The organism is Frondihabitans peucedani, from assembly GCF_039537585.1.
Lineage (GTDB): Bacteria > Actinomycetota > Actinomycetes > Actinomycetales > Microbacteriaceae > Frondihabitans > Frondihabitans peucedani.
In genome coordinates this window covers 39,205-63,425 of the sequence record NZ_BAABAU010000002.1, presented here as the reverse complement: position 1 = coordinate 63,425, position 24,221 = coordinate 39,205, and the positions used below count along the sequence as shown (strand labels likewise).

Annotated in this window: 24 protein-coding genes and 1 pseudogene; 16 read left to right on the top strand and 9 right to left on the bottom strand. The window is 63.7% G+C overall.

Annotated features, from left to right (window positions below; all coding sequences use genetic code 11):
- Window positions 1–72: 72 nt before the first annotated feature.
- From sigK to ABD733_RS17580, 3 genes are all read right to left on the bottom strand, one after another.
- Entirely contained in the window at window positions 73–666 is a 594-nt protein-coding gene (gene sigK / locus ABD733_RS11265; protein ID WP_344796215.1) for an ECF RNA polymerase sigma factor SigK, read from the bottom strand.
- Window positions 667–914: 248 nt separating this feature from the next.
- Complete coding sequence (locus ABD733_RS11260; RefSeq protein ID WP_344796213.1) at window positions 915–1,154, bottom strand: hypothetical protein; 240 nt, start codon at window positions 1,152–1,154, stop codon at window positions 915–917.
- A gap of 13 nt (window positions 1,155–1,167) precedes the next feature.
- Entirely contained in the window at window positions 1,168–1,536 is a 369-nt protein-coding gene (locus ABD733_RS17580) for a MarR family winged helix-turn-helix transcriptional regulator (protein WP_425552910.1), read from the bottom strand.
- A 268-nt stretch (window positions 1,537–1,804) separates the two neighbouring features.
- On the opposite strand from ABD733_RS17580, the gene ABD733_RS11255 reads away from it, so the two are divergent.
- From ABD733_RS11255 to ABD733_RS17575, 5 genes and pseudogenes are all read left to right on the top strand, one after another.
- On the top strand, window positions 1,805–2,704 hold the full coding sequence (locus tag ABD733_RS11255) for a bacteriorhodopsin (protein ID WP_344796211.1): 900 nt from the start codon (window positions 1,805–1,807) through the stop codon (window positions 2,702–2,704).
- Window positions 2,688–3,953 carry a lycopene cyclase family protein gene (locus ABD733_RS11250; RefSeq protein ID WP_344796209.1) on the top strand — a complete coding sequence of 422 codons (1,266 nt, stop codon included), beginning with the start codon at window positions 2,688–2,690 and terminating at the stop codon, window positions 3,951–3,953. The genes ABD733_RS11255 and ABD733_RS11250 overlap by 17 nt, the downstream gene beginning before the upstream one ends.
- A gap of 83 nt (window positions 3,954–4,036) precedes the next feature.
- A complete protein-coding gene (locus ABD733_RS11245) occupies window positions 4,037–5,074 on the top strand; it encodes a Brp/Blh family beta-carotene 15,15'-dioxygenase (RefSeq protein ID WP_344796207.1) in 1,038 nt (345 codons plus the stop codon).
- A gap of 206 nt (window positions 5,075–5,280) precedes the next feature.
- Window positions 5,281–5,970 (top strand): annotated as a pseudogene (locus ABD733_RS11240) (YihY/virulence factor BrkB family protein); the annotation flags it as partial.
- 91 nt (window positions 5,971–6,061) lie between these two features.
- Window positions 6,062–6,310, top strand: coding sequence for a hypothetical protein (locus tag ABD733_RS17575; RefSeq protein WP_425552906.1), 249 nt, complete (start codon window positions 6,062–6,064; stop codon window positions 6,308–6,310).
- 305 nt (window positions 6,311–6,615) lie between these two features.
- On the opposite strand, the gene ABD733_RS11235 is transcribed toward ABD733_RS17575, so the two are convergent.
- Window positions 6,616–7,821, bottom strand: a complete 1,206-nt coding sequence (locus tag ABD733_RS11235; RefSeq protein WP_344796203.1) for a cation:proton antiporter — start codon at window positions 7,819–7,821, stop codon at window positions 6,616–6,618.
- A gap of 296 nt (window positions 7,822–8,117) precedes the next feature.
- On the opposite strand from ABD733_RS11235, the gene ABD733_RS11230 reads away from it, so the two are divergent.
- On the top strand, window positions 8,118–8,663 hold the full coding sequence (locus ABD733_RS11230; protein WP_344796201.1) for a class I SAM-dependent methyltransferase: 546 nt from the start codon (window positions 8,118–8,120) through the stop codon (window positions 8,661–8,663).
- Between the two features lie 79 nt (window positions 8,664–8,742).
- On the opposite strand, the gene ABD733_RS11225 is transcribed toward ABD733_RS11230, so the two are convergent.
- Window positions 8,743–9,822: an AI-2E family transporter gene (locus ABD733_RS11225; protein ID WP_344796199.1), complete on the bottom strand. Its 1,080-nt coding sequence runs from the start codon at window positions 9,820–9,822 to the stop codon at window positions 8,743–8,745.
- A gap of 199 nt (window positions 9,823–10,021) precedes the next feature.
- Window positions 10,022–10,705, bottom strand: a complete 684-nt coding sequence (locus ABD733_RS11220; protein WP_344796197.1) for a hypothetical protein — start codon at window positions 10,703–10,705, stop codon at window positions 10,022–10,024.
- A 677-nt stretch (window positions 10,706–11,382) separates the two neighbouring features.
- Here ABD733_RS11220 and ctaD point away from each other — a divergent pair.
- The 5 genes from ctaD (at window position 11,383) to ABD733_RS11195 (ending at window position 15,942) form a co-directional block, all read left to right on the top strand.
- Window positions 11,383–13,125: an aa3-type cytochrome oxidase subunit I gene (gene ctaD, locus ABD733_RS11215; protein WP_344796195.1), complete on the top strand. Its 1,743-nt coding sequence runs from the start codon at window positions 11,383–11,385 to the stop codon at window positions 13,123–13,125.
- The gene (locus tag ABD733_RS11210; protein ID WP_344796194.1) at window positions 13,126–13,458 is read left to right on the top strand and encodes a hypothetical protein; all 333 of its coding nucleotides are present in this window, start codon (window positions 13,126–13,128) and stop codon (window positions 13,456–13,458) included.
- 166 nt (window positions 13,459–13,624) lie between these two features.
- Window positions 13,625–14,347 carry a DUF4396 domain-containing protein gene (locus ABD733_RS11205; protein ID WP_344796192.1) on the top strand — a complete coding sequence of 241 codons (723 nt, stop codon included), beginning with the start codon at window positions 13,625–13,627 and terminating at the stop codon, window positions 14,345–14,347.
- A 5-nt stretch (window positions 14,348–14,352) separates the two neighbouring features.
- Entirely contained in the window at window positions 14,353–15,564 is a 1,212-nt protein-coding gene (locus tag ABD733_RS11200) for a DUF2254 domain-containing protein (RefSeq protein ID WP_344796271.1), read from the top strand.
- Window positions 15,565–15,645: 81 nt separating this feature from the next.
- A complete protein-coding gene (locus tag ABD733_RS11195) occupies window positions 15,646–15,942 on the top strand; it encodes a rhodanese-like domain-containing protein (protein ID WP_344796190.1) in 297 nt (98 codons plus the stop codon).
- Window positions 15,943–16,009: 67 nt separating this feature from the next.
- Here ABD733_RS11195 and ABD733_RS11190 read toward each other — a convergent pair whose 3' ends face one another.
- Entirely contained in the window at window positions 16,010–16,510 is a 501-nt protein-coding gene (locus ABD733_RS11190; RefSeq protein WP_344796188.1) for a DUF421 domain-containing protein, read from the bottom strand.
- 249 nt (window positions 16,511–16,759) lie between these two features.
- Between ABD733_RS11190 and ABD733_RS11185 the strand changes: the two genes are divergently transcribed.
- Window positions 16,760–17,716: an ROK family protein gene (locus ABD733_RS11185; protein WP_344796186.1), complete on the top strand. Its 957-nt coding sequence runs from the start codon at window positions 16,760–16,762 to the stop codon at window positions 17,714–17,716.
- 833 nt (window positions 17,717–18,549) lie between these two features.
- Complete coding sequence (locus ABD733_RS11180; protein ID WP_344796184.1) at window positions 18,550–19,029, top strand: hypothetical protein; 480 nt, start codon at window positions 18,550–18,552, stop codon at window positions 19,027–19,029.
- Window positions 19,030–19,191: 162 nt separating this feature from the next.
- Here ABD733_RS11180 and ABD733_RS11175 read toward each other — a convergent pair whose 3' ends face one another.
- Window positions 19,192–19,839: a hypothetical protein gene (locus ABD733_RS11175; protein WP_344796182.1), complete on the bottom strand. Its 648-nt coding sequence runs from the start codon at window positions 19,837–19,839 to the stop codon at window positions 19,192–19,194.
- Between the two features lie 322 nt (window positions 19,840–20,161).
- The gene (locus tag ABD733_RS11170) at window positions 20,162–21,244 is read right to left on the bottom strand and encodes a site-specific integrase (RefSeq protein WP_344796180.1); all 1,083 of its coding nucleotides are present in this window, start codon (window positions 21,242–21,244) and stop codon (window positions 20,162–20,164) included.
- Window positions 21,245–21,646: 402 nt separating this feature from the next.
- Here ABD733_RS11170 and ABD733_RS11165 point away from each other — a divergent pair, with 402 nt between their 5' ends.
- From ABD733_RS11165 to ABD733_RS11155, 3 genes are all read left to right on the top strand, one after another.
- Complete coding sequence (locus ABD733_RS11165) at window positions 21,647–22,069, top strand: DUF2185 domain-containing protein (RefSeq protein WP_344796178.1); 423 nt, start codon at window positions 21,647–21,649, stop codon at window positions 22,067–22,069.
- Between the two features lie 246 nt (window positions 22,070–22,315).
- Entirely contained in the window at window positions 22,316–23,086 is a 771-nt protein-coding gene (locus ABD733_RS11160; RefSeq protein ID WP_344796176.1) for a hypothetical protein, read from the top strand.
- A complete protein-coding gene (locus tag ABD733_RS11155; protein WP_344796174.1) occupies window positions 23,083–23,358 on the top strand; it encodes a hypothetical protein in 276 nt (91 codons plus the stop codon). The genes ABD733_RS11160 and ABD733_RS11155 overlap by 4 nt, the downstream gene beginning before the upstream one ends.
- Window positions 23,359–24,221 lie beyond the last annotated feature (863 nt).

Here is a 24,221-nt window from a genome sequence, read left to right as displayed (position 1 = left end):
AGACAAACTCACCCGAGGGGCGACGATGTTGAGCCTGGCGACGTGATCATCAACGTTGCGGTGAAGCGTTGGTCAGGCCGCCGACTGCGGGAGGGAAACATCAACCAGCTTCCGAAGGGCGATGAGGCTGTCACGGAGGCGTGTTTTCATGGTTCCGACCGGTGCCCCGGCCACCAGAGCAGCCTCTTTATGCGTCAGGCCCTGAAAGTACGTCAGCTGCAACGCTTGCTGTTGAACGTCAGTGAGCTGCCGCATGGCCTTGGTGACGCGCTCATGCTCCGACCGCGTTTCGACCTGCTCAACGAAGTCCTCCCCGCTGTCCTGATAGTCGCGGATACCTACAGCAAGATCCCGGGTGCGGCTGGCTTGGGAGGCCCGAACTCGATCGATGGCGCGGCGGTGCGTCATCGTCAACACCCATGCCGCCGCATTGCCCTTCGCCGGGTCGAACCGGGACGCGCTCTGCCACAGCTCAAGGAACACGTCCTGGGTGACTTCTTCAGATTGCGCCGGGTCGATCAGGACGCGTTTCACCAGGCCGAACACGCGGCTGCTGAGCCGGTCGTAGAGCACCGCGAACGCGTCACGATTCCCCTCGGCAACGAGGACGAGAAGGTCGTTGTCCGTCCGAGGGGTATCGGCAGGAATGGCGGAGGCGAGAGTCATGAATGTCCTTGCCGGCCAAGGAGCCGTGGCCGATACGTCTCGTGAAACAGATCGGTCACGCACACCGAACTCTATGCCAATGCATGAAACTAGGGACCCCCACTTCAGGGGTAGACCGCAGAAACCACCACCGACTCCCACGACTGGGACCGGGAGGCGACGACGAAGTCGACCTAACCATTGGGGGAATGGACAACGACCGGATCGTCCTTTTCCGGCATCGGCTTGGCCATCCAATCGCTCCGTGATCAAGCGACGTCCACTTCACGAAACGTAGGCGCCGGCAGTTCTTTCTCCATCCGAGAAAACGCCGCCGCGATGGGGACGTCGGTGGACGAGTGCGCCACGATCGACACAGCGATCGCGATCACGATCAGGTGGATTAACGCCGCCGAGTGCACGGCACCGCTTTCAAGGACAAGGAGCCCGTAAAGAACGGAGAAGGCTCGCGGCTCCGAGGACGGGTCCAAAATATCGACGCTGATCAATTTGAGCTCTGGCCTAGGAATGTCGATTAGTCAGTATTCGGTGACCGAGATCTTCATCACCGTCTAGAGCCGAAGCGAGTGCTCGAGATGCCCGAACAAGAGCCTTCCGGTCAGGGGCGCTCAGAACCGTCAGGAGGGTGCTGAGTTCTTCTCGGCGCCGGTCAAGAGCGTCCCTCACGAGTGCTAACCCGCTGTCCGTGGCGGTGACGATCACCTCACGCCGGCTTTTCTGTCCCGCCTGCTTGAGCACATATCCAGCACCGATAAGCCGATTGACGATCCTCGTGATACCAGAGGCCAAAAGGCCCAACTCCAGCGCAAGATCGGAGCTGCGCATGGGGCCTCGGGTCCCTAGGAGGACGAGTACGCGGTATTGCTGCATGGTCACACGTTCCAAAGCTGGCGCGAGAGACTTCGCGATCAATCCGAAAGCCGCTATGGAACCCGCCAGAAGGACGTCAATGTCTTGATCATTGTCAGTCATCATGGTTGATTCTAAGCAACCTGCTTCAGGAAAAATCCCCCGACACTTGCTTAGGGACAATATTTGTCCCCCGAATGGTGGGAATGTCGTCCACTTTTTGGACGCAAACACTTGTCACAGAGCAAGCTTTAGGTGATCTCACTTTCTTCGACCCCGAAAGGCTCTGATGCAAGACTCACTCTCACCCTGGCAAGCACACCTGACCCTCGCGGAACACTCGATCATCATCTACGCCCTCTCCGTGGCCGGCCTGGCGCTGTTTGCATTCTTCGTCAAGTCCTGGACATCCCGTAACGAGGTCACCTCGAGGTACCGAGGCGGCATTTACGCCGGGATGGCCATCACCGGGATCGCTTTCTTGTCTTACGTGCTTCTCGTGGTCGAATTCGCGATTGGGTACCAGCGTCGCGGGAACATGTGGATCCCGAATGCGAACGCACTCCTGTCCTGGGCGCCCAGATACTTCGATTGGACAGTCACCGTCCCACTTTTGATCATCGAACTGCTCGCTGTTGCCACCCTGGCGGGGGCCGCGGCGCGTCGGCTCCGGGTCATCGGCGTCGGCGCCGCGTTCCTAATGATTTCTACCGGCTATATCGGTGGGGTCGTCGTCGACTCGGGAACGAAAATGGGCGCCCTGTGGCTATGGGGCATCATCTCTGGCATCTTCATGGTGATCCTGTACGTCCTCATCGTCTACATCGTCGTCAAGGGCCGCCGCGATCTCGCCGGCACGGAAGCTGCCGCCACCCTTCGCAACGCTGGCATGCTTCTGGTCGTGACGTGGCTGGCGTACCCGGTGATCTTCGGTCTCCAGGGCTGGGGTCACGGCGGAGCCATCATCACCTGGATGCAGGTCATCCTTTCCATAGCGGACATCATCGCGAAGGTCGGTTTCGGAACGATGATCCACAAGATTGCCAAGATTCGCTCCTCCCAGGACGTCACCCTCGGCGTCGACACCCTGCCGGAGGCCGTCTGGGTGTCCTCGGAGAAGCTGTCCGATGGTGTTGCCCCGCAAATGCGGTGGAGCGAAGCACACGCTGAGCATGACGCTCGGCACTGACCCGTCCGGTACCGCCACCACGACCGCCTCGGCGAAGGGGACTCCTCAACGGGGCTTCCTCCGCCGAGCGGTCCGGGAGAATATATTCCCGGTCGCTGCGGACATCGCGATCCTCGGCGGTGGGTGCGCGGGCCTTGCCACAGCCGTGGCCTTGCACCGCCTCCTGCCGGATCAAAGTGTCGTGGTCCTGGATGGAAGAACCGGCCCCGACCCGCGCACCTGGTGTTTCTGGGATCAAGGAGAAAACCCCGTCCCCGAGGCCGTCACGGGCACCTGGGACCAATGGGAAATCCGAACCTCCACCGGAACGTCCATCGGCTCCGACCCTCACCATCCATATCGAATGATTCACGCGGCTGACTACCGCCAGGCGATGACCCGCAGACTTACTCACACCGGCGCGGCAGCGACGGTCGCCGGCCTCCATATCGCCGATGTGCGCCAGGAATCCAACTCGTTCGTCACCTCCACCGCCCTTGGCACTGTCACGGCGCCGACCACCCTCGATGGGCGTGGGCCTGCACACCTCGACCCCGTCCCGGAGGGGCGTACCCGGTTGCAGCAACGCTTCCTAGGCCTGTGGGTGCACACCACCAAACCCGTGTTCGACACCAGCACGGTGACTCTGATGGACTTCACCGTTCAGGCCCCCAACGGGCCGGTGCAGTTCATGTACGTGCTCCCGGTCAGCCCGACGGATGCGCTCGTCGAGTGCACCGAGTTCAGGCCCGACTCGCACGGCGACGAACCCTTCCGGAACGTCATCAATTCCTACCTGACCAGTCGGTGGGGCCTCCAAGCACACGAGTGGGAAGTCACCGCACAAGAGGCCGGCAACATTCCCATGACCGACACTCCCCCAGCGCGTGGTTCGGTTCCCGCGATCGGTGTCCGTGCCGGCGCCACCCGTCCCAGCACCGGATACGCGTTCACCCGCATCCAACAGCACGCCACTAGAACGGCCGAGGCGATCCGGGACGGGTCACCCGTCCCCCTCATCACGGACTCTTGGCGGACGCGGCTCTTGGATGCGATCTTCCTGCGATTTCTCCGAGACCAACCAGAACACGCACCCGACACATTCCAACGCCTTTTTGGCCGACTCCCTGGTCCCCTCACTGTCCGTTTCCTCACCGAACATTCCACCGTCCTCGACGAGCTCCGAATCATCGCCGTCCTCCCGAAACGACGCTTCATCCGCGCTGCCTGGACCACTTTCTTGGAGCGGCTTCGATTGGTCCCCGCATGACCGCCACTACGGTCAAAACAAACCCCTCAGGCCCGGTAGACGACTCACTCCGCCACCTGATTATTCGCTGGGTCCTCACTCCAGTGACCGTCACACTGGTCCTCGTCACCGTGACCGCCGCCGCGCTCGCCCTGGCCGGCCGTCCGATCCCGATGGCCATTCAACTGATCCCCTTCGCCATCAGCATCGTCGTGTTCGGTCTACCTCACGGCGCCCTAGATCACCTCGTCCCTGCGCGTCTACGACCGGGAACGCGCACCTGGCAGTCGATCGCCGTCATCGTGATCACCTACCTGGTTGTCGGGGGTGCAACAGCAGCTATCTGGGCGCTGAACCCGTTATGCGGGTTCGCACTATTTCTCCTGCTGACGTGGTTCCACTGGGGACAAGGAGATCTCTACATCGATCACTTCTTTGGCAACGCCGCCCCCACTCGAATCGGCTCCGGCATTACCGTCGCGCTTCGCGGGGCACTCCCGATGCTGGTGCCCCTCGCTTGCCACCCCGCCTCCTACGCAAACGTCATCAACCAAACGGCCCGCTCCACAGGCACGGATCATGCCCTCGTGCTTGGCGCGTTAACTTCCCCCGGCATCCGCATCTGTGCCGGAATCGTTGTCCTCGTCCTGGCGCTGGCGTCCACCTTCATCCTCCACCGTTCACACCAGCCCCTGCGGCGCCACATCAGCGAAATGATCGTCTTGATCGCCTTTTTCGCCGTCGTCCCACCAGTGCTCGCGGTCGGTCTCTACTTCACGCTCTGGCACTCTGTCCGCCACATTCTCCGCTTGGAACTCACCGACCAGGATTCCCATCGTGACCTCCAAAAGGGTTTGCTTCTACGCCCATTAGCTCGATTCCTCCGGCAAGCATGGCCAATCACCGTGATCGCGATCGGACTGCTCGTCGGCCTTGCCGCGACCCTCCGTACCATGAACCTCGGTACCTACCTCGTGCTGATAGCGGTCCTTACCAGCCCCCACGCTGCGGTCGTCACCTGGATGGATCGCCAGCAATATGTCACCACCAGGATAAGAAGAGAACGAAAAGAGATTGGCTCTACCTGCGCAGAGAAGGCCGATCCTGCCGCCCCTAGCGGCTGCCTACAAAGTACGTTATGAGAACATTCCCACACGAGGTCATCCAAGGCATGGTTCGAAGCAAGGACCACCACCCGCCACTCATGTTCGGGCGGCACCAAGACACGCACTCATCCCGGGCGCGCTGAGCATTACTGCTTCGTCCGCGTCACGGGTGTTGCACGGACAACGGCGACATCGCACGGCGTAATACTGCCGGGGGCAAAGGGAAAAGAGCACTCAAGCACGTGGCGGACACCGATTTGCTCTCACAGCTGAAAAGACGGATCTGGTTGCATGTTGTTCGGCGTGCCGCCCAGGAATTCTTGTGGGACCGATGCACCGACCTGGCCGCGGTCCTCACGTACCACGCGCTCTTGTCCGTCTTCCCGGCGCTGCTAGCGATCGTGGGCCTTCTTGGCGTCGTTGGTCAGGCCAAGGCCACGACCACGGCCCTTCTGAACATCGTCCAAAGCGTCGCACCAACAACTGCCGTCGCGTTGCTGCAACAACCCATTGAGCAGCTCATCGCCTCCCCCAGCGCGGGCTTCGCTCTCCTCGTGGGAATTCTTGCAGCGTTGTGGTCCGCGTCCGGGTACGTACGCGCGTTCTCCCGCGCGATGAACCGGGTCTACCGGGTCGAGGAGGGCCGCCCATTCTGGGTCGTCGCCCCCGTCATGTTGGCCGTGACGGTTGCTTTGCTGATCGTGATCGCCATCATGGGGGTTGTCCTCGTCATCTCCGGACCCATCGCAGAGACCCTCGGGGAGCTCGTCGGTCTGGGCGAAACGGCGGTGATCGTATGGGGCATTCTCCGCTGGCCGCTGCTGGTGGCGCTCGGGATCGCGGTCCTGGCGATGCTGTATCGCGTCACCCCGAACGTGGTTCCGCCGAAGGCCCGGTGGACGAGTATCGGGGCAGTCATCGCCCTCGCCGGGATGGCGGTCGCGTCGGCCGGGTTCGCGTTCTACGTTGCGAACTTCTCTCACTACAACAAAAAAAACCTACGGAACCATCGGCGGGGTCATCGTGTTGGTGTTGTGGATCTGGATCCTGAACCTCGCGGTACTCTTCGGCGCCGAAATCGACACCGAAACCTTAAGGGCAAGGCAACTCCGAGAGGGACTGCCCTCCGAAAAAAACCTTCAGCTTCCCTTGCGCGATGACAGGGGCATCCGAAAGCGCGAGCAGCAGAAAGCCGACGTCATCCACGACGGCGAACAGCTCCGCAACCGTCCGGCACCCCACGAGCGAGTCGGCGGCCGCAGCGGACCTTGAGTGACCGGTGGCTACCAACCTGTGGCCGTCTGCAGTCTTCCCAAGTTGCGACAAAAACCGTCAGGGTTTTGCTCTCCTACGAGGCCAACGAAGACACCGGCTCCGTTCTCAGCGGCGCGAGCGACGTCCGATGCCTTCCGAGTACGGTGCACCCATGAGCGACGACGAAAATACAACGACAGAGGCCACCACTCACACCCAAGACGGGGACACGACGAAGAAAACGACCACCACGACGCACACGGAATCGACCACAACCGAGTCGTCGTCCTCGAGCAACGAATAGCTTTCTCTGCTTCTCAAGATCAAGCGGAGTCAATCCGTTGGGGCTTCGTCGTAGCGGGCAGTTCTTTCTCCATCCGAGAGAACGCCGCCGCGATCGGGACGTCAGTGGACGAGTGCGCCACGATGGAGACAGCGATCGCGATCACGATCAGGTGGAACAACGCCGCCGAGTGCACGGCGCCGCTTTCAAGGACGAGGAGCCCGTAGAGGACGGAGGCGAATCCTTTCGGTCCGAACCAGGAGGCGGTGAGGCGTTCCTGCCATCCGAGCTCACTCCGCAGCAGGGCGAGCTCGACACCGATCGGGCGGGCAACGATCAGCAACAACACGGCGAAGAGGTAGCCGCTGATGGGCACGTCCGCGAGGATCGTGGGGGTGATGAGGGCGCCGAAGATCAAGATGGCGAACAGTTTCACGAGTTCGCTAATGATCTCCCCGAACTCTCTAAATGCGTCGCGGGCTTCGGGTGCGACGCTAGCGATCGTGATCCCCGCACTGAACGCGGCAAGATACGGGTTCGCGCCCGTGGCCGCGGTCACCCCGAAAACCAAAAGTCCTGTTGCCACTGGCGCCAGCACTGTGTAGAGCTTGGTGGCGCCGAAGAACGGCAACGCCGCCAGCAGGCGGACCGCGACGGGGACACCGACGCCGATTCCGATGCCGGCGGCGAGGTCGATGATCAGGGTCGGGAGATCAACGGTGGGGCCACCGCTAGAGGCGATCAGGATCAGGACCACGGGGAGGGCGAGGCCGTCGTTGAATCCGGATTCGACACTGAGCAGGTGCCGGAGGCGGTAGGGGATCTCGACCCGGCCGACGATCGCGGACGCGAACACCGGATCCGTCGGCGCCAACACGGCCGCGACCAGGAACGCTTCCGGCCACGACAAACTAGCCACGAACACGCCAAGCACGGCACTCACACCGAAGGTCAGCGGCATCCCGAACAGCAGTGCCCGTCCGGGGAGCCGGTAGGCGCCTCGGAGGTCTTTGATCCCGATGAGTTGCCCGTCGGTGAACAGGACCGTGAAGAGGGCGATTTCGGACAGGGTGGACACGGCGGGGTCGCCGGGTTGCAGGGTGATGACGCTGAGCATGCCGTGGCCGAGGAGGAACCCGGCGACCAGGAACAGGACCGTGGTGGACAAAATGGTCCGGTTCGCAAACCCCGAAATCAGGATCGCGATCAGCAAGGTGATCGCGAACGCGAGCAGCACAGCGGTCATAGCTTCATCCTTCCCTGTCGCAGGGGTGTGACCGAACGCCGCACCAAGGCCGCGGTGCGAAGGACGCCGATACCTAGCGGTGTTGCGTTCTGGTGACAATGAGGCCACGTCACCGGCTGTGGCGCTCCTGCCAGCGAGAAATGGGCTACAGCTTGACACCTATGACGCTTCTCGACCCCCCACGTCCTGCGGAGCCGGTATTTGGTGGCGGTCCGTCCGCCTCGTATGCGGTGGCCCTTCGCACCCGAACGAATCTTGTTCTGCATCGGAACGATGGCTCCGAGGAGCTTCTCCCCGTGACGCGGTGGCTGGACGGCCCAGACGAAGCCGATCTGGGCGTGCTGCGGGAAGCGGCCGGCCCAGTCCTTGATGTCGGTTGCGGGCCGGGCCGCATGCTCGACGCGGCCGCCCAGGCAGGGCTGGTCGCTGTCGGCATCGACACGGAAAAAGCCGCCACAGATCTCACGCGACAGAAGGGGTTCAACGCGATCACGGGCAGCATCTTCGACCCCCTCCCCGGAGAAATCTTGTTCGGGACCATCCTGTTGCTGGATGGCAACGTCGGGATTGGCGCTGACCCTGCCGCCTTGCTGGCCCGGTGCCGGGACCTTCTCGCCGCGGGCGGGACGGTGATCGTGGAAACACACCCTGAGGCAGACCGTAACGACGTGTTTGTGGCGCATCTCGCCTCGGCAGATGGTGGGGACCGTTCGGACACGTTCCCGTGGGCCGAAATCGGCGCTGTCCCGCTTACCGGGTATGCCGCACGCGCGGGGCTCTACCCGGTGCAGCACCGGATGGGAAACCACCGCACGTTCGTTCACCTTCAGCACCGCAGGTAATAACGCCCAATATCGAACGGCAGCACCACCGTCGAGTCCCAGCGCAGGAGGTCCAGTCGGACGACGGGGGCTCTTCGGGTCAGGAATGTTCGGGTCGTTTCTGGCGGGCGAATTCCGCGGGTTTGTCCGGCCCGTTCCAGATGGTGACGATCCCCCACGCCGTCGCAGCCAGGGGAACCGACAAGATGGCTCCCACGATCCCGCCGAGGATCGTGCCCGCAGTCAGGGCGATCAAGATGACGAGTGGGTGCAGTTTGAGGGTGCGGCCCATCACGACGGGTTGAAGGAAGTTGCCCTCGAGCTGATTCACCAACACCACCACGGCAACGACCCAGAGGGCGGCGACGGGGCCGTTGGAGACCACAGCGACGAGAGCGGCAAGGATCCCCGCGGCGGTCGCGCCGACCAGGGGCACGAACGCGGCGATGAACACGATCACCGCCAACGGGATCGCGAGGGGCACTCCGATGATGAGGAGCCCTGCCCCGATGCCGATCGCGTCGACCAGGGCGACGGTGGCAGTGCCGCGCACGTAGCCCCCGAGGGTTGTGACGGCCTGGTCGCCGACCCGCTGCGCCCGTTCGAGGCGGTGCCCGGTGAACGGGCGGCACAGGAACGCCCAGATGCGGGGGCCGTCTTTGAGGAAGAAGAACAGCACCACTGCGAACACGGCGGCGGAGGTGGCGAAGCTGCCGGCCGCGGATACCCCGGCGAGGGCCCCGGTGCCGAACTGTTTGCTCGACAGGAAATCCAGCACTGACGCTTTGGCGTCCTGGAACTGCTGGTCGCTGATTGGGAGGTTTCCGGCTAGCCGCCGGACCTGGTCGGCCCCGTCCACCGCAGAGGCCGCCAGGTCGCCGAACTGCGACTCCACGCGCAGGACAATCACCCACACGACCGCACCGAAAACCCCGAGGACGGCCAGGAGACTGACCCACGTCGCGACCGCAGACGGGACGTGATGCCTCCGGAGGAAGTCAACCAAGGGGAACATGGCGGAGGCGATGATCAACGCCAGGACGATCGGGATGATCACCACGCTCAGCTGCGTCATCCCGAACACCAGCGCGACAGCCACTGCCGCCACCAGAAGTACTTGCAAGCACCGGGTCGCGAACGTGCCAAGAGAGTCAGACCACAGCGTCTCGGGCACCGACACCCGCGAAGGCTCACGCTCGGGCGGGGTAGTCCGGTGAAGGTGGCCCATCAGGTGCGAGCCGGTTCGTCGTCGCGGCCGCCGGGTTTGGGGTCGATCATGGTGTGTCGCTTTCAGAGGTGGTGGGGAAGGGGAAGGGTAGGAGGGTGAGGGTTGGGGGACTCTGCCCTCCCACCCCGTCTAATGGGCCGGGCGGTCGGGGTTAGGCGCCGTAGCCGGCGCGGTCCACCTTCCGGTGGTAGCGCATCCCGGCGAGGCCCCCGAGGAGTGCCCCGATCAGGGCGATCACGGCGACGGCTAGGACGGACAAGGTGGTGCCGAGGGTCATCTGCCCGGACATCGACGGCAACGTCCCGATCCGGTCCAAGATGTTGTACTGGCTGCCCGCGATCGCTCCGATGACGCCGAGGACGATCGTGATGACCAGCGCCCACAACCACACGGCAAGGCCCTGCTTCAGGCCGGAGAAGCGAGTCATCCGCCCGGCGACATACCCGCCGGCGAAGTAGGCGATCAGGACGACGACGAGGAACACGATGACCGCGCCGATACCTGTGGTGGTCTGGTTATTGCTGGCCGTGTTCGCGGCGTCCCCGTTGGTGGTGGCGTTGATGCCGTATCCGATCGCGGTGAGGATCCCACCGAGGAGGACGGTGAGGCCGGTGGCGGTCAACCAGCCGAAGAACGCCACCCCGAACTTCATGCCGCCGTATTCCTCTTTTTCCCGCGCGATCGCGGCGTCGCGGGAAATCGAGCCGGCGCCTTGTGCGGCGACGGCGGCGCCCAAAGGTTCGAACGCGGGAGCCGGCCCGGCATCGGTGGGGGCGGTGTAGTCGCGGCCCCTGGGGGTGCCGTAGTTGGGGTCGGATGGGGGTGTGGTGGTCATGATCATGCCTTTCATAACGGGTCGAGAGAACTGTGGGATCGCCTTGGGGCGATGTGATGTGGGGCTTGGCTGCGGGACCGTTGCTGTCGTTGTCGGTCGTCGATGTGCGTCGCGCGCGGAGTCTTCTTGTCCCGAGAGGTCCCGACGAGGCGCGTTATGGATGAAGGGTGCTGGTCGGGTGAGGAGCGGTGGCCGAGCCGACCGCATAAATGGCGATCTCTCCTAGGAGCACCATTCCCGCAATGAGGACGACCGCGACGACACCGCCCCGCAGGATGCTCGGAGGCATACGACGCATCCGCTGTTCCGCCTGAGGCTGACGAGACCTTCGGCGGGAGCGGAACGAGGAGGCCGGTTCCATGACTGCGTCCTGTCGACTGAGATGGGAGAAGACGAATCAGGGGTCTAGGACCGTCGTGACCATTCTTCCCGCAAACACCGGAATGGGTTACAAATCCGCGAGCCGTCCACAACGAGGAGGGTCTCGGGCGCCTAGCAGCTACTGAATGCCGTGCTGCCATCCGCCGGGCCGAATCCGTTGCCTCTAGCGTTTCGATGCTCGGTATCGCTATTTACCTGCCCGAAATTGACCATGGCGCTTTGGCGGAATATGGTCGCCATCGGTAGCCCAAGACCTAGGTCGCCGACAGATTGCGTCTCAATGATCGGTGGTTCCCATGACGACCCATGCCCCTCAAACCCGATCCGACGTGCCGGCCGAGAGACGCGACTTCGTCACCACCCGTGTTGGGCGCAAAGGCAATCGCATCGTGTCGTGGGCGACGTCGACCGATCACAAGGTGATCGGGAACATGCACCTGATCACCTCGTTCAGCTACTTCCTCATCGCCGGCGTCCTCGCCCTGGTGATCCGAGCGCAGCTGTTCGAGCCGGGACGGTCGGTCGTGGCATCGAAAGAGCAGTACAACGAGCTGTTCACCATGCACGGCACGATCATGCTGCTCCTGTTCGCCACCCCCCTCTTTTCTGGGTTTGCGAACGCCCTCATGCCACTTCAGATCGGGGCACCCGATGTCGCGTTCCCAAGGCTGAACGCGTTCGCTTTCTGGTTGTACTTCTTCGGCGCGATCGTCGTCGTCTCCGGGTTCTTTACCGCCCAGGGGGCAGCGTCATTCGGGTGGTTCGCCTACGCACCCCTGTCCGACACCACCTTCACCCCAGGCCTCGGCGGAAACCTCTGGGTATTCGGCCTCGCCCTCACCGGGTTCTCCACGATCCTCGGCGCGGTGAATTTCATCACCACCATCATCACCATGCGCGCGCCCGGGATGACGATGTTCCGCATGTCCCAATTCACCTGGACCACCCTGGTCACGTCGATCCTGATCATCATGGCGTTCCCCGTCCTCGCCGCCGCCCTGTTCGGGCTGGGCTTCGACCGGGTGTTCAACGCGAACGTCTTCAACCCCGCCAACGGTGGCGCGATCTTGTGGCAGCACCTGTTCTGGTTCTTCGGCCACCCCGAGGTGTACATCATCGCGTTGCCGTTCTTCGGCATCATCTCCGAGACCATCCCGATCTTCAGCCGCAAACCCATCTTCGGGTACAAGACCCTCGTCTACGCAACCATCGCGATCGCCGCACTCTCGGTGACGGTGTGGGCGCACCACATGTACGTCACCGGGTCGGTGCTGCTGCCGTTCTTCTCGCTGATGACGATGCTGATCGCCGTGCCGACGGGGGTGAAGATCTTCAACTGGGTCGGCACCATGTGGGGAGGGTCGATCACTTTCGAAACCCCCATGCTCTGGGCCATTGGGTTCCTGATCACGTTCACTTTCGGCGGCCTGACCGGTGTGATCTTGTCTTCCCCGCCGCTGGATTTCCACGTGTCGGATTCGTACTTCGTGGTGGCGCACTTCCACTACGTCGTCTTCGGCACCGTCGTGTTCGCGATGTTCGCCGGCTTCTACCTCTGGTGGCCGAAGTGGACCGGCCGGATGCTCAACGAACGTCTTGGGAAGATCCACTTCTGGTTACTGTTCATCGGTTTCCACATGACGTTCCTGATCCAGCACTGGCTCGGAGTTCTCGGCATGCCCCGCCGCTACGCCACCTACCAGCCCTCGGACGGGTTCACCTGGCTGAACCAGCTCTCCACCACCGGAGCCATGCTCCTCGGGGTGTCCATGCTCCCTTTCCTCTACAACATCTACATGACCGCCAGGAACTCACCCAAAGTCGAAGTCAACGACCCCTGGGGGTACGGGCGCTCCCTCGAGTGGGCGACGTCGTGCCCGCCACCGCGGCATAACTTCACGTCCATTCCCCGCATCCGATCCGAGTCCCCCGCGTTCGATCTGAACCACCCCGAAGCAGGCATCGCCCACGGGGTGGGCCCACTGAAGGACGCATCTGACTCCGACGTCCACGACCTCTCCGACGGGAAAATCAAATAGATGAACTCCTCTACGAAACCCTTGGAGATCCTGCGCGCCGCATTCGGTCTCGCTGAGTTGCTTTTCCCCGATCAGGTCGCCGAGCACATCCTCGGCCACCCCGCCGACCCGCGCGAGCGTGTCTTCATCCGGATCCTCGGCGGCCGCCACCTCACCCAAGCCGCCATCCTGCTGATCCTCTCCCGGCGGACAGCGCACCGGTTAGGCGGGGTCGTCGATCTTATCCATGCCGGCACCATGGTCGCCGTTGCCGTGACAGACCCCCGCCGGAAGGTCGCCGGCACCGTCAACGCCACCGTCGCGGTCGTCTTCGCCGCCGGCGAACTCCGGTGACGGAGCTCAAGAGGGTGCAGCGTTGGGACAGGCGTTCGGCCCTCGAACGTTGTTTCCAGGCCCTACTTGCCGACTATCGGTTGTTGTGCATGCGACGCGGGACGTGTCGGCCTGCGTACGGTGAACCCATGACGTACCGAGCCCCCAGCGTGCACACCCTCCACCGATGACCCTCGGCCCGGAAGGCTTTCCCCTCTGGCTGACCCTCCTCGCATCCGTTTCTCTCTTGGTCGGAATCGGATGCGCTGCCTGGGTCGTTATCGACGTGGTCCGTCGTCCGCAGAAGATGGGGGTGATGAATGTGGTGTGGCCGGCCACGATGCTGTTCGGCAGTGTGGCCTGGCTGACCTTTTACCGCCGCACCGGCCGCGCACCCCTCAAAGGCTACGATGACCACTCACCGGAACACGGCATGCCTGTCGCCGTCGCGACCGGGACCAGCCACTGCGGTGCCGGCTGCGCCATCGGGGACCTCGTCGGCGAGTTCTCCCTGATCGCCATCCCCGGGCTCGGCGCCCTCCTGGGTCTCGGGTCGCTGTATCAGGATGAGATCTTCGCCGGGTGGATCGCCGACTTCGTCCTCGCGTTCGCGATAGGCATCGTGTTCCAGTACTTCGCCATCGCCCCCATGCGCGGCCTCACCCTCCGCCAAGGACTCCTCGCCGCCCTGAAAGCCGACACCTTGTCGATCTCGTCCTGGCAGGTCGGCATGTACGGATTCATGGCCCTGGCGCAATTCCTAATCCTCCCCGCCCTGTTCGGTGGGAGAGCGGCGGTTCTCAGCCCGGAGTTCTGGTTTGTGATGCAGATCGCGATGATCATCGGATTCGCGACCGCGTACCCGGTGAACTGGGCCCTCATCCACACCGGCATCAAAGAAAAGATGTGACCGTAATGCGCTTTTTTGTTCTCCGCGCCCGGGAATCGTTTTGGTTTCTCCCTGCCGTCTTCGGGATCGCCGCCGTCGTCCTCGCGGAGCTCCTCGTAACCGTCGACCAGGTCCTCATCGACCACGGCACCCGAATCCCGTTCCTCGATGCACTCAGCGCCTCCGCGGGCAGGAGCATCCTGTCGATTATCGGCACCTCCATGCTGACCGTCGCCGGCACCTCGTTCTCCATCACGATCTCCGTCCTGGCGACCACCTCCTCCACCTACGGGCCACGGCTGGTGCGGAACTTCCTCGCCGACCGCGCCAACCAGATCGTGCTGGCAGTGTTCACCTCCACGTTCCTCTACGCTCTCGTCGTCCTCCGCGCGGTCCGGTCCGAGACCGACCAGGGCAGCGGTTTCGTGCCCACCCTTGCGACCCATCTCGCCGTCGTTTTCGGGGTGCTGGACGTGGCGGTGCTGGTGTTCTTTATCCACCACATCGCCGATTCCGTGCAGATCACCACCCTGCAAAAACGGGTCCAAAACGACCTGCTGGCAGCCATCAATCTCATCTACCCAGAAGACGTCGCTGACGACACCACCACCGCTACCCGCCAGCCGGCACTCATCGACACAGCACCGGTCCCGTCGAAATCCGACGGATACGTCCAACAGATCGACCTCGACGAGCTGCGGGACATCGCCAAAGACGCCGGTTGTGTCCTCGACGTCGTCGCGATGCCAGGAACCTTCGTCATCCCCGGAGACCCTCTCGTCCGCGTCTCCCCCGCCGACAAAATCACAGATGTCCTGAAGAAGGTGCAGGAAGCGTTCACGTTCGGGACCGCCCGGACGCCGCATCAGGATGTCCGCTTCGCGTTGCAGCAGCTCGTCGAAGTCGCCGTCCGCGGCCTCGCCTCCGGAACCAACGACCCCTACACTGCCGTCACCGCCCTCGACCTCGCCAGCACCGCCCTCATCCCGCTTCTCACCCGGCCACCCTCCGCCACCGCCCTCACCGACGGCGACACCGCCACGGTGATGGTGAAGTGGCCGGCACCGGACGACCTCATTCGAGACGTCTTCGCGGGCGTCACGACGTATGGGCTCGAGCATCCCCTCGTCATCGACGCCGCTACCCGCCTGGCTCACCGGCTCCTCGAGACCGCCCCTAACTCCACCGAACTCATCCTCAGGGACGCTCTCGCGACGCTGAATTCTTCTCGCTCCTGAACATCCCGCCCAGCAGAGGAATCGGGTGTGTACCGTGGCCCGCGACGGTCCCGACGGGCCCGATCACACAGGAGGATCCCCATGACAGAAGCGACCGTGGACGCCCTCGCCGCCGCCACAACCCCGACCCTGATCGACGTGCGAGAACCCAACGAATACCAAGACGGTCACATCGAAGGTGCTATCAACATCCCGCTCGGAGACCTGGCCGATGGAACGAGAGACGTCCCTAACGCTCATCCGGTGTACGTCATCTGCCACTCCGGTAAACGCAGCGCACAAGGCGCCCAAATCCTCACCGACCACGGCCTCGACGCAGTCTCCATCCGAGGCGGCATGAGCGAATGGGAAGCATCAGGGCACCCCACCGTGGTTTAAGCGAAACGCAAACGTCCCAGGCCGCGCCACGAGCGCGACCAACCTTCGAGTTTGCCTGGGCCCGTTGTCAGGTAGGCGGAAGGCTCGACCGGTCACCTGCGGAGTCGCGGCCGATGACGCTAAGGGTTCCGTTGGGTTCCAACACCACCGCCGCCACCAAGGCGATATCGCCATACCCGCCACTACGGATCGCTTGATCAATCTGGGACGACGTGATCCGGCTCGACCGCGTGGCCTCCTCACGCGCGACCCCGTCCTTGACCAGGGTGACGGGGCGTGACGTCACGGCCCGGCGGACGACCGGGAACCGGGTTGAGAGCCATGCGACGAGGAACTGCAGCGCTGACAGCAACAGCAACGCTGCAGCTCCCTCCGTCCAGGACACGTCCGAGCTCAGAAGAATCGTCGCGAGGGTGGAGCCCAAGGCGACGGTGACTATGAAGTCGAACGCGTTCATCTGGCTCAATGTGCGCTTGCCCGACAGACGCAACGACACGATGAGGAACGCGTAGGCGGCGGCGCCGACGACAATCACCCGGACAAGTTGAGCCCACGAATCAAACCACATCAGCACACACCCTCATTCAGCATCGGCGACGCCACAGGACCGAGCGCTCCCCTCACCCAACACCACGCCCACGGTCACCGTTCGATCCCCTTCACCATGCTTGCCACGATGACCTTTTCTCCACGACGACGGGTCGGCGTACGCCCCAGGCTCCCAGCGGCGCTGCTGCGATGAACCCGTGCACCGTGTTTCGGCAGGCAGGGCCGGTAGCGTCACCGGCAGTCACGTCACTCGATCAAAGGTTCCCGGATGAGCACAACAGCCATGACCATCGTCGGCGTCGACGTCGGCGGCACGAACATCGAAGTCGGCGCCGTCGACCCTGACCACCACGTCCTCGACCGCGCCAAAGCCGCCACACCCGAGACAGGCCCGGAAGATGTGATCGCTACCATCGTCGACCTCGTGCGCTCCCTCGACGCCTCCCCCACCGCCATCGGGGTCGGAATCCCCGGCGTCATCCACGAAGGACACGCCCTCACCGTCCCCAACCTGATCGGCTGGACAGAGAACGTCGACCTCATCGGCCCGCTGACGAAGCAACTCGGCGTCCCGGTGACGCTCGGGAATGATGCCAATGTCGGCCTTCTCGGGGAATGGGTCGCCGGTGCTGCGCATGGTGGGAAGAACATCCTCGGACTGTGGATGGGAACCGGTGTCGGTGGCGGCTTGATCCTCGACGGGCGCCCTTACACCGGGACCCGCGGTGCAGCCGGTGAGATCGGGCACGTGATCGTCCAAGCTGGCGGAGCACTGTGCACCTGCGGCAGGCGCGGTTGCGCCGAAGCGTATGCCGGGCGGCGATCCATGCGGGGCGTTGCCACCGCGATGGTCGACGCTGGCTGGAAAACGTCCCTGTTCGACATCCGCGACGACGAACACAAAACGAAACTCACCTCCAAAGTCTGGGCCCACGCCCTCGACGGCAAAGACCCGCTCGCGGTCAAACTCTTCGACACCGCCATCGAGACCCTCGGAGTCGCACTCGGTTCCACGAACAACCTCCTCGACCTGGACCGGGTCGTCGTAGGCGGCGGGCTCGCCGAGAAACTCGGCCAAGACCTCGCGGACCGCCTCCACACGGCCGCCGAGCCGTGGATGCTGCAACCCAGTCCCGATCTGCAGTTCGTCGTCTCGACCCTCCAGGATGATGCCGGTGTCGTCGGCGCCGCAGCCCTTGCCCGGGCCGCGCTCATCAACCCCTGAGTCGCGCAGCCACAAAACCCCTACTCGATCACGAACGACATCGACGCACTCACTTCACGCAGATCCCCCGACCCACGCCTGCTCCAGATCCGTGACAGACGGACCATCCTGGACGACTTCTTGGACCGTCACGCGGACACCCTAGGGCCGTAGAGACGGTCCGACAGCTCGCATAAGACGGCAACCCCCAGAAAGAGGCGGGGTGTCGACGTCACCCGAAGACGTCAACCCCTCGCACCCTTCACGTCAACAGCGGCACACCCGAATGCGCGGCCGGACACGCCGACACTACGCGCCGCCAGCTCGCTTTCATAGTCGGCAGAACACCCCTACACAGAGCTGCGGCACCCGAGATCGGCAGCAGTGGTGGAAGCGCGTGTCCTCGTAACGGGACGATTCGAGGACACGCGGAACCGGCCACCACGGGTGAGTTCGGGCCCACACCGGCAAACGGTTCTGCGCCCCGTCGTTGGGACGCTTCCCGACACCCTACGACGCAGAACCTCTTTCTTGGTATCGGATTCAGAGGCGTGGAGCCTCCGACTCGGCAGGCGAACACACCATCCCTACCCGTTCTCAGGGAGACGAGTGCGTCGGATAGCGGTCGTCATCGCGGACTCGGGCAGAAAACCTCCACTCGATGCCGCCAGCAATGACCTGACTTCCTTTCAGGAGTTGCCGCGCAAGGTCGAGAAGAACTGGTTGCGCTTTCCGCCCTTCTCGTCACGGCCGGCCCCTTGAAGACCCGTGTGCGGGCTGCGCAGGCCGGGACACTGCCTTGGTCGGAAGTCAACGAGCAAGAGGTGCGGGCGACGAGACCGCACACTTGACTGATGAGTAGATCACGCGGTGTCGCGGAATTCGATCGGGCGGACCTGCTCGCTAGGACACGGGAATACGTTGAACGGGCCGTCAGCGTCGATCCGGACGCCGGGTTTTCCCTCAGCGACATTGCGACGCCCGCTCAATGGCGGCTCGTGTTCACCTCCGCCATGGGCCCTGCTGTCATCGTCGAAGCCGTGGCGGGCGCCGTCCTTGCCCTTCTCCCTTGCGCCACCACCGCCCACAACACCTTGACATCCCTCAACCCGAACCAGCTCACCTCGCCCGGAACGGCTAACACCGGCGACTTCGAAGCCGCCCGGCGCTGGCTCCTCACCGACCTCGACCGGGCCACTCACACCCGACAACGCGCTGCGGCAGTCGTGTCCGACATTCGCACCATGGGAGCGCACCGACACCCCGCCCACCTCGCAGCCCTCGTCCTGGCGGTCGTGATCGTCGCCAACCACGCCGCCTTTAGACCCGAATAGGGTTGGCCGATAGCGATGATTCCAGGCAGGACATAAAAAAACGGCGTCCCCCACGGTGATGTTGATTAGCCGGATAAGTTCGCTCGGAAGTCGCTCTCGACGAAGGTGTTGCGCCCCTGGCATCGTCGCGACCGTCGATAGTCGCGACGCCCCCGGTGCGTCTTACTTCGCCGCCGTGTTGTCGGGTTCCGTGAGCAGTGTCTGTTTGACGAGTTCCGCTTCGGCCAAAAGCTCCTCGAGGTACTGGTTTGCGCTGTCGAGGTGGTTGAGGACGTCGTCTTGCGCGGCTGCGAGTTCAGTGGAGGTCGCATCCCGGTACCTTCCCTCCGCCCGGACCACCGGGTCAAGGGTTTCTGTCCGCCCTGTAGGTATGCGTCGTTGCCCGATGATTGTCGTGATCGCGCGCACGCTGATCGGTTCCCCGGTGCCGACTGCCCCGGTCCGGTCGATCGAGGGCAGCAACGCCACCCCGGATCGCCACAGGTCCCCCACTGGCAGCTCACACACGTGGACACCCGGCACCGCGGTCGTCGGATCCAGCAAGGGAAGGAATGAGGCCCTGAGGCGTTCGTAGTGCGGGGCGATCACGGAAAGCCACCCCGCGACCGCACATCGAGGACACTCCCCCGGTGACGCCGCCCGCGCGACGGCAGTGCCCTGAATGCTGATCACCCCCAAGCCACCAACCTCGATGACCGCAGGGGTGACCTTCCGGGCTTGCTCCCGGGTCAGGCCGAGGAATCCGGTCAGAACGATCAGGAATCCGTCACGCCGGCCGACGAGCCCCGTGGGGAACCGGAACCTCGACACTTGCCGTAACGCACCGGCCGGATCCAGGAGTCCTGGCCGAGGCGACCAGAGACTGTCCGGCAGGTTCGTCAACCGCGGCGCGTCTACCACCAGTCCCGCGCGGGCATGGACAGCCAGAATGACCGCGATGCGAGCGATCTGCGTGGACCTTGCCGCCGGGGAACGCATCAAGGAACCCGGCCAGCGTGTCCCGGGATGCCGGCAGCGGGGATATGTCGGAGGAGGCGCACCAGTCAGCGAACAGACCCCACGCCCACGATTCCTTGGCGCCTTTGATCGACGCCCCGGCCGTGCCCCTGGTCGACGTCATCGTTATCTCGATTCAGAGGCCGAGGGTGGTGACGGCGTTTTGCTCTAGCGGTGCGTTCTCCCGGGCATACACGTGCACCGTCGCCGGATTCTTGTGCCCGGTCTGCCGCATGATCTGGTGATCCGTCGCCCCAGCCCGGATCGCCTGCGTCACAAACCCCGACCTGAGCGAATGCCCGGTGATGTTCCTGGCGGGAATCCCGGCAGCGTGGGCGCGCTCGGTGACCATCCGCCCGATCGCATCCCCCTGCACCGCCGTCGCACGAATAGTGCCAGTTTTCGCCATCGACCGAAACAACGGACTCCTGCCGGGAAGGGTCCCGGTCCACGGGTCCTGGCAGACGTGGATCGCAAGGTTTTGACCACGAAGAGCACGCATCACCTCGGGACGGCCCTGCTCCTGCGCCTCGAGGAGCCGGTACCAACGGCGGAACGCACACGGCGGACACGTCGCCGAGTTCGCCCCGTACGGCAGCGCCTTGATCTGCCCGCGGCCTTCCTGGTCCGTCTTGGACGAACGGACCCGCACGTGAAGGCCATCCTCCTCATGCAGGAAGACATCCCCCACAAGCAGCGCGGACAGCTCAGATCGGCGGAACGCTCCGGCAAACCCGAACACCAAAAGGGCGATGTCCCGGGTTCCCTTCACCCCGGCGGGAAACGACGTGACATTGGTTCCAAGGACCACCTTGCGAAGATCCCCGACCAGGAGCGGGCTCGCCCGTTTCGTGGGCCGATGCGTGCTCCGGCGGATCCCATTCAGGGTGTCGGTGACTTGCCGGGCGGTGCAGGGGTTCGGGAACCCCCGCTCGTGATGGCCCCAGGCGATCGCGGCGACCCACCGGCCGATCGACGCCGTCGAATACCGCGGCAGATCCTCAGGGGTGCGCTGCAGGGCTTTCTCCGCGAGGTACTCCCCCACTTCCGTCGCGGACCGCGGGAAAGACAGCTGCTCATCGACGAGGTCCTCGGGGATGGGTTCCTTCTCTGTGTAGCCCGCCAACCAACGGCAGAACATCCGAAGATCTGACTCATAAGAGCGGCGCGTGCCTTCCGACAAGGCGGCACGCCGAAAACCGACCGAAGCCGACGTCAAGTCACGAGCCGCGACCTCTCCCCCCACCGGAACGGCTCGCACCTGAGGGCCAACGCCTGATGACACAGCCGCTACGCCAGGCGACCCACCGCTCGTCACAGCCGACTTCGCGTTGCTCATGAGGACTCCCTTTGCCGAACGCGCCCATCCAGACACTTTTCGCACCCGAAAGAACCCTACCGAGGTCAACACGGGTAATGCGCCTTATACGACGTTTGAAACGCGGGAGTGAAGCGAGGAGGCATGAACGCCAGCTCCGGAAATGGCGAGTAGCAAAGGCAAAAATGCAGGGGTAGAAGTGAGAACCCTCTGACGGCACATTTGCCATTCGGGGGCGCCGTTGGGTCGATTTCGTCATCGGGGCTCGACGGCCACGAAGCCACTCCCCCACCAGGAGGCGCAGTGAAGAACCCCTTCGCCCGCAAGACGACACCCACCACGGAGTCTCCCGCGGCCGATGAAGTGCCGGAAGTGCTCGGCAGGGGCACCGGCCTCAACGGCGCCGACATCATCGAGCTGGGCGTCTCCCACGCCGCCTGTCTCGCGACGAACCGGATCATGGTCGACGGCGCCCCGATCAGATTCGCCCTACGCAACCCGGATCGCGTCAGCCCGCACGACTCGGGCTGGAGTTTCTTCGCAGGCGACGAGAACGATGTCTACATGGACGCAGTCTCGAATCATGGCGTCTACGCCATCAACACGGTTGCGAACTACGACCCGGTCATCATCCGGATCCTCGACGAAGCTCCCGGTACCGCCTGGGTTCGCAACGGCGACATCCTCATCCCCGAACCCCAAGGGTTCCCGGAGCCGCGTGACTGACTCGCAGAACGATAACCGCTACTGCCCATACCTCCTGAAGCCGATGGGCCTTCGGCTCAACGGCCGCACGTACCTGCCCGTCGAGGCTCTTCCTGTCGAGATGGACGGCCTGACGGTCGGCTGGTCTGGTGGAACGACGACGACATGGCGGCCAATTGCGAATACGTCCCCTTCGACATGTCCGAGTAAAAGAGCTTCGGCCCGGGCCGATGGTTCGACTCCATCGAGTGACGCGTCCAGGGCGGCATGCTTCCGTCGCAGGCGGTCGCCGACATCCGCGCCCACGGCATCGACGACGCCCCCGCGTACCGTGGCGAGCCGGGAACGATCCCGGAAGGCGCCCAGCCCACCCGCCTGCCCTACAAGCAGTTCCTTCACTATTTCGGGGGCTACGGATCGCGCAACGCCCGGCGCAACGACGACATGACCTTCCAACGGGCTCACACGTTCGAGTGGCGCATCCCAGCTGACGCACCCGTGTCTTACATCACCTGGGAGCGAGGCGGCGTCGTAATGGGGTGGCTGTGGTGGAACGACACCCTCGACGCCGCCTGGCACATCCCGAACGTCACCGAGCCCGGCTCGCGGATCGAAGACGGAATCACGCTTCAGTTCAATCACCCCTGGGCCTGGCGCATGGCCGACCTTCACGAAGACGGCGTTTCGGCCAGTCGAGCCATCCAAGAACTCATGAACGTCGGACCGAACGATGACGGCAGCATCGTCCCTCCCCAGCAGCCCCTCATCGCTCAAAACCTGCGACACCTTCAGGAGGTGACGGGATCCGCCGCGTACGAGGAGGCGCAGAAGCGGTACATGCACGACTGGCGGGCCGAGACCAGCGCTCGTGAAGCCGCGGAGCGTATCTACTACGCCGCCCGTCCTGACGAAGCTGAAGCCCCTCCGACCGCTCCCCCGACGCCACCTCTTGCCTCGGCCCCCGCCGTTGCCCAAAAGGCCCCGAGCGCAAAGCGTCAGGCACCCCGCTGGCCGTTGGGCCGGGGGTCCGAGTCGTGAGTGACGACGACATCATCCGAGACGGCGAGCGCAGGATAGCGGCCATGACGTCCGAGGAGAGGAACGAGCTCCTCCACCGTCGTGATGGGTACTACGCCTTCGATCGACACCGTGATCTGCCGCGTGGCCGTCGCTACTTCTACAAAATCGTCGGCGCGGACCAGTTCGAACTGGTCGATGGGGCTTGGAAGCTGCTCGGGCAAATGGTGACATGTAAGCACGAGCCGCGGTGGTGGCTCATGACAGGCGAGGAAAGCTTTCCACCGTGTTGACCATTCTGAACTCCCTGTGGGAACGCCCAAATAAGTGGGATTTTGTTCGCCCCTCACGTCAACGCGTCCTACTCACCAAAAGCCTCCATCCGCGAACAGACATTCCGCCCGTTCCGTGGGAGGTCTATTCGCGTTTCGGACATCTATTCGCGAGACGTCGGACTTCTACTCGCGCATACCGGACTTCTGTTCGCAGGAGTGCGAAGTCGCTGACCGGTTCGAAGTTAGCGCCGTACAGCGCGTTGTTCCCTGGGTGGCGAGGCATGCTGCCCAGCAGTCGGCTGAGTCGCGTGGAGCTTCGGGTCATGCCGAGGCCTATGCCGACGACTGAACCCCAGGCGGACTCAGGCACTCCCCCGCGACCTCGACGCGGAAATGCGCCAGGACGTCGTCGGGGTCTCGACCGCTTGTCCTGGACATGTGGACGAATGTCATCGTCGTCTTATAGGCAAGGCCGAATGTCATGTCTGCGCTGGGGCCAATGAAGAGCCGGTTGGGGTTATGGGCGGGTGGCTCCATGTCGTCTTCCTTGCCAGGGCAGCCTGCATGGAGTGACGGAGTTCTCGAAGGGCCTGGTTCCGTGCCGAGCGGATAGCTCCGGAGGCCATCCGCAGTTGGTCCCGCTTGCGGATGATGAACTCGTCTTTGACACCCCAGGTCGCTAGGTGCGCGTGAGTGAGCTCCATGACGAGCTCATCGTCGAAGTCGTCGCGGAGGGTCGTCGCTCACCGGGAGACATGCGCCGCAGCAGTAGCGAGCCGCACATTGCCGAAGTGCCAGCGGTGATGGTTGACGTCTCCGCTCAGAGTTGCATCAACCAAAGCCAGGCCAGGCCCCATCCCGAGGCGGTTATCGCCTTCCGT

Bases quoted from the DNA above. Each gene is read 5' to 3' on its own strand.
- sigK (WP_344796215.1), bottom strand. From the start codon at position 666: ATGACTCTCGCCTCCGCCATTCCTGCCGATACCCCTCGGACGGACAAC.
- ABD733_RS17580 (WP_425552910.1), bottom strand. From the start codon at position 1,536: ATGCAGCAATACCGCGTACTCGTCCTCCTAGGGACCCGAGGCCCCATG.
- ABD733_RS11255 (WP_344796211.1), top strand. From the start codon at position 1,805: ATGCAAGACTCACTCTCACCCTGGCAAGCACACCTGACCCTCGCGGAA.
- ABD733_RS11250 (WP_344796209.1), top strand. From the start codon at position 2,688: ATGACGCTCGGCACTGACCCGTCCGGTACCGCCACCACGACCGCCTCG.
- ABD733_RS11235 (WP_344796203.1), bottom strand. From the start codon at position 7,821: ATGACCGCTGTGCTGCTCGCGTTCGCGATCACCTTGCTGATCGCGATC.
- ABD733_RS11220 (WP_344796197.1), bottom strand. From the start codon at position 10,705: ATGACCACCACACCCCCATCCGACCCCAACTACGGCACCCCCAGGGGC.
- ctaD (WP_344796195.1), top strand. From the start codon at position 11,383: ATGACGACCCATGCCCCTCAAACCCGATCCGACGTGCCGGCCGAGAGA.
- ABD733_RS11210 (WP_344796194.1), top strand. From the start codon at position 13,126: ATGAACTCCTCTACGAAACCCTTGGAGATCCTGCGCGCCGCATTCGGT.
- ABD733_RS11205 (WP_344796192.1), top strand. From the start codon at position 13,625: ATGACCCTCGGCCCGGAAGGCTTTCCCCTCTGGCTGACCCTCCTCGCA.
- ABD733_RS11200 (WP_344796271.1), top strand. From the start codon at position 14,353: ATGCGCTTTTTTGTTCTCCGCGCCCGGGAATCGTTTTGGTTTCTCCCT.
- ABD733_RS11195 (WP_344796190.1), top strand. From the start codon at position 15,646: ATGACAGAAGCGACCGTGGACGCCCTCGCCGCCGCCACAACCCCGACC.
- ABD733_RS11190 (WP_344796188.1), bottom strand. From the start codon at position 16,510: ATGTGGTTTGATTCGTGGGCTCAACTTGTCCGGGTGATTGTCGTCGGC.
- ABD733_RS11185 (WP_344796186.1), top strand. From the start codon at position 16,760: ATGAGCACAACAGCCATGACCATCGTCGGCGTCGACGTCGGCGGCACG.
- ABD733_RS11180 (WP_344796184.1), top strand. From the start codon at position 18,550: ATGAGTAGATCACGCGGTGTCGCGGAATTCGATCGGGCGGACCTGCTC.
- ABD733_RS11160 (WP_344796176.1), top strand. From the start codon at position 22,316: ATGCTTCCGTCGCAGGCGGTCGCCGACATCCGCGCCCACGGCATCGAC.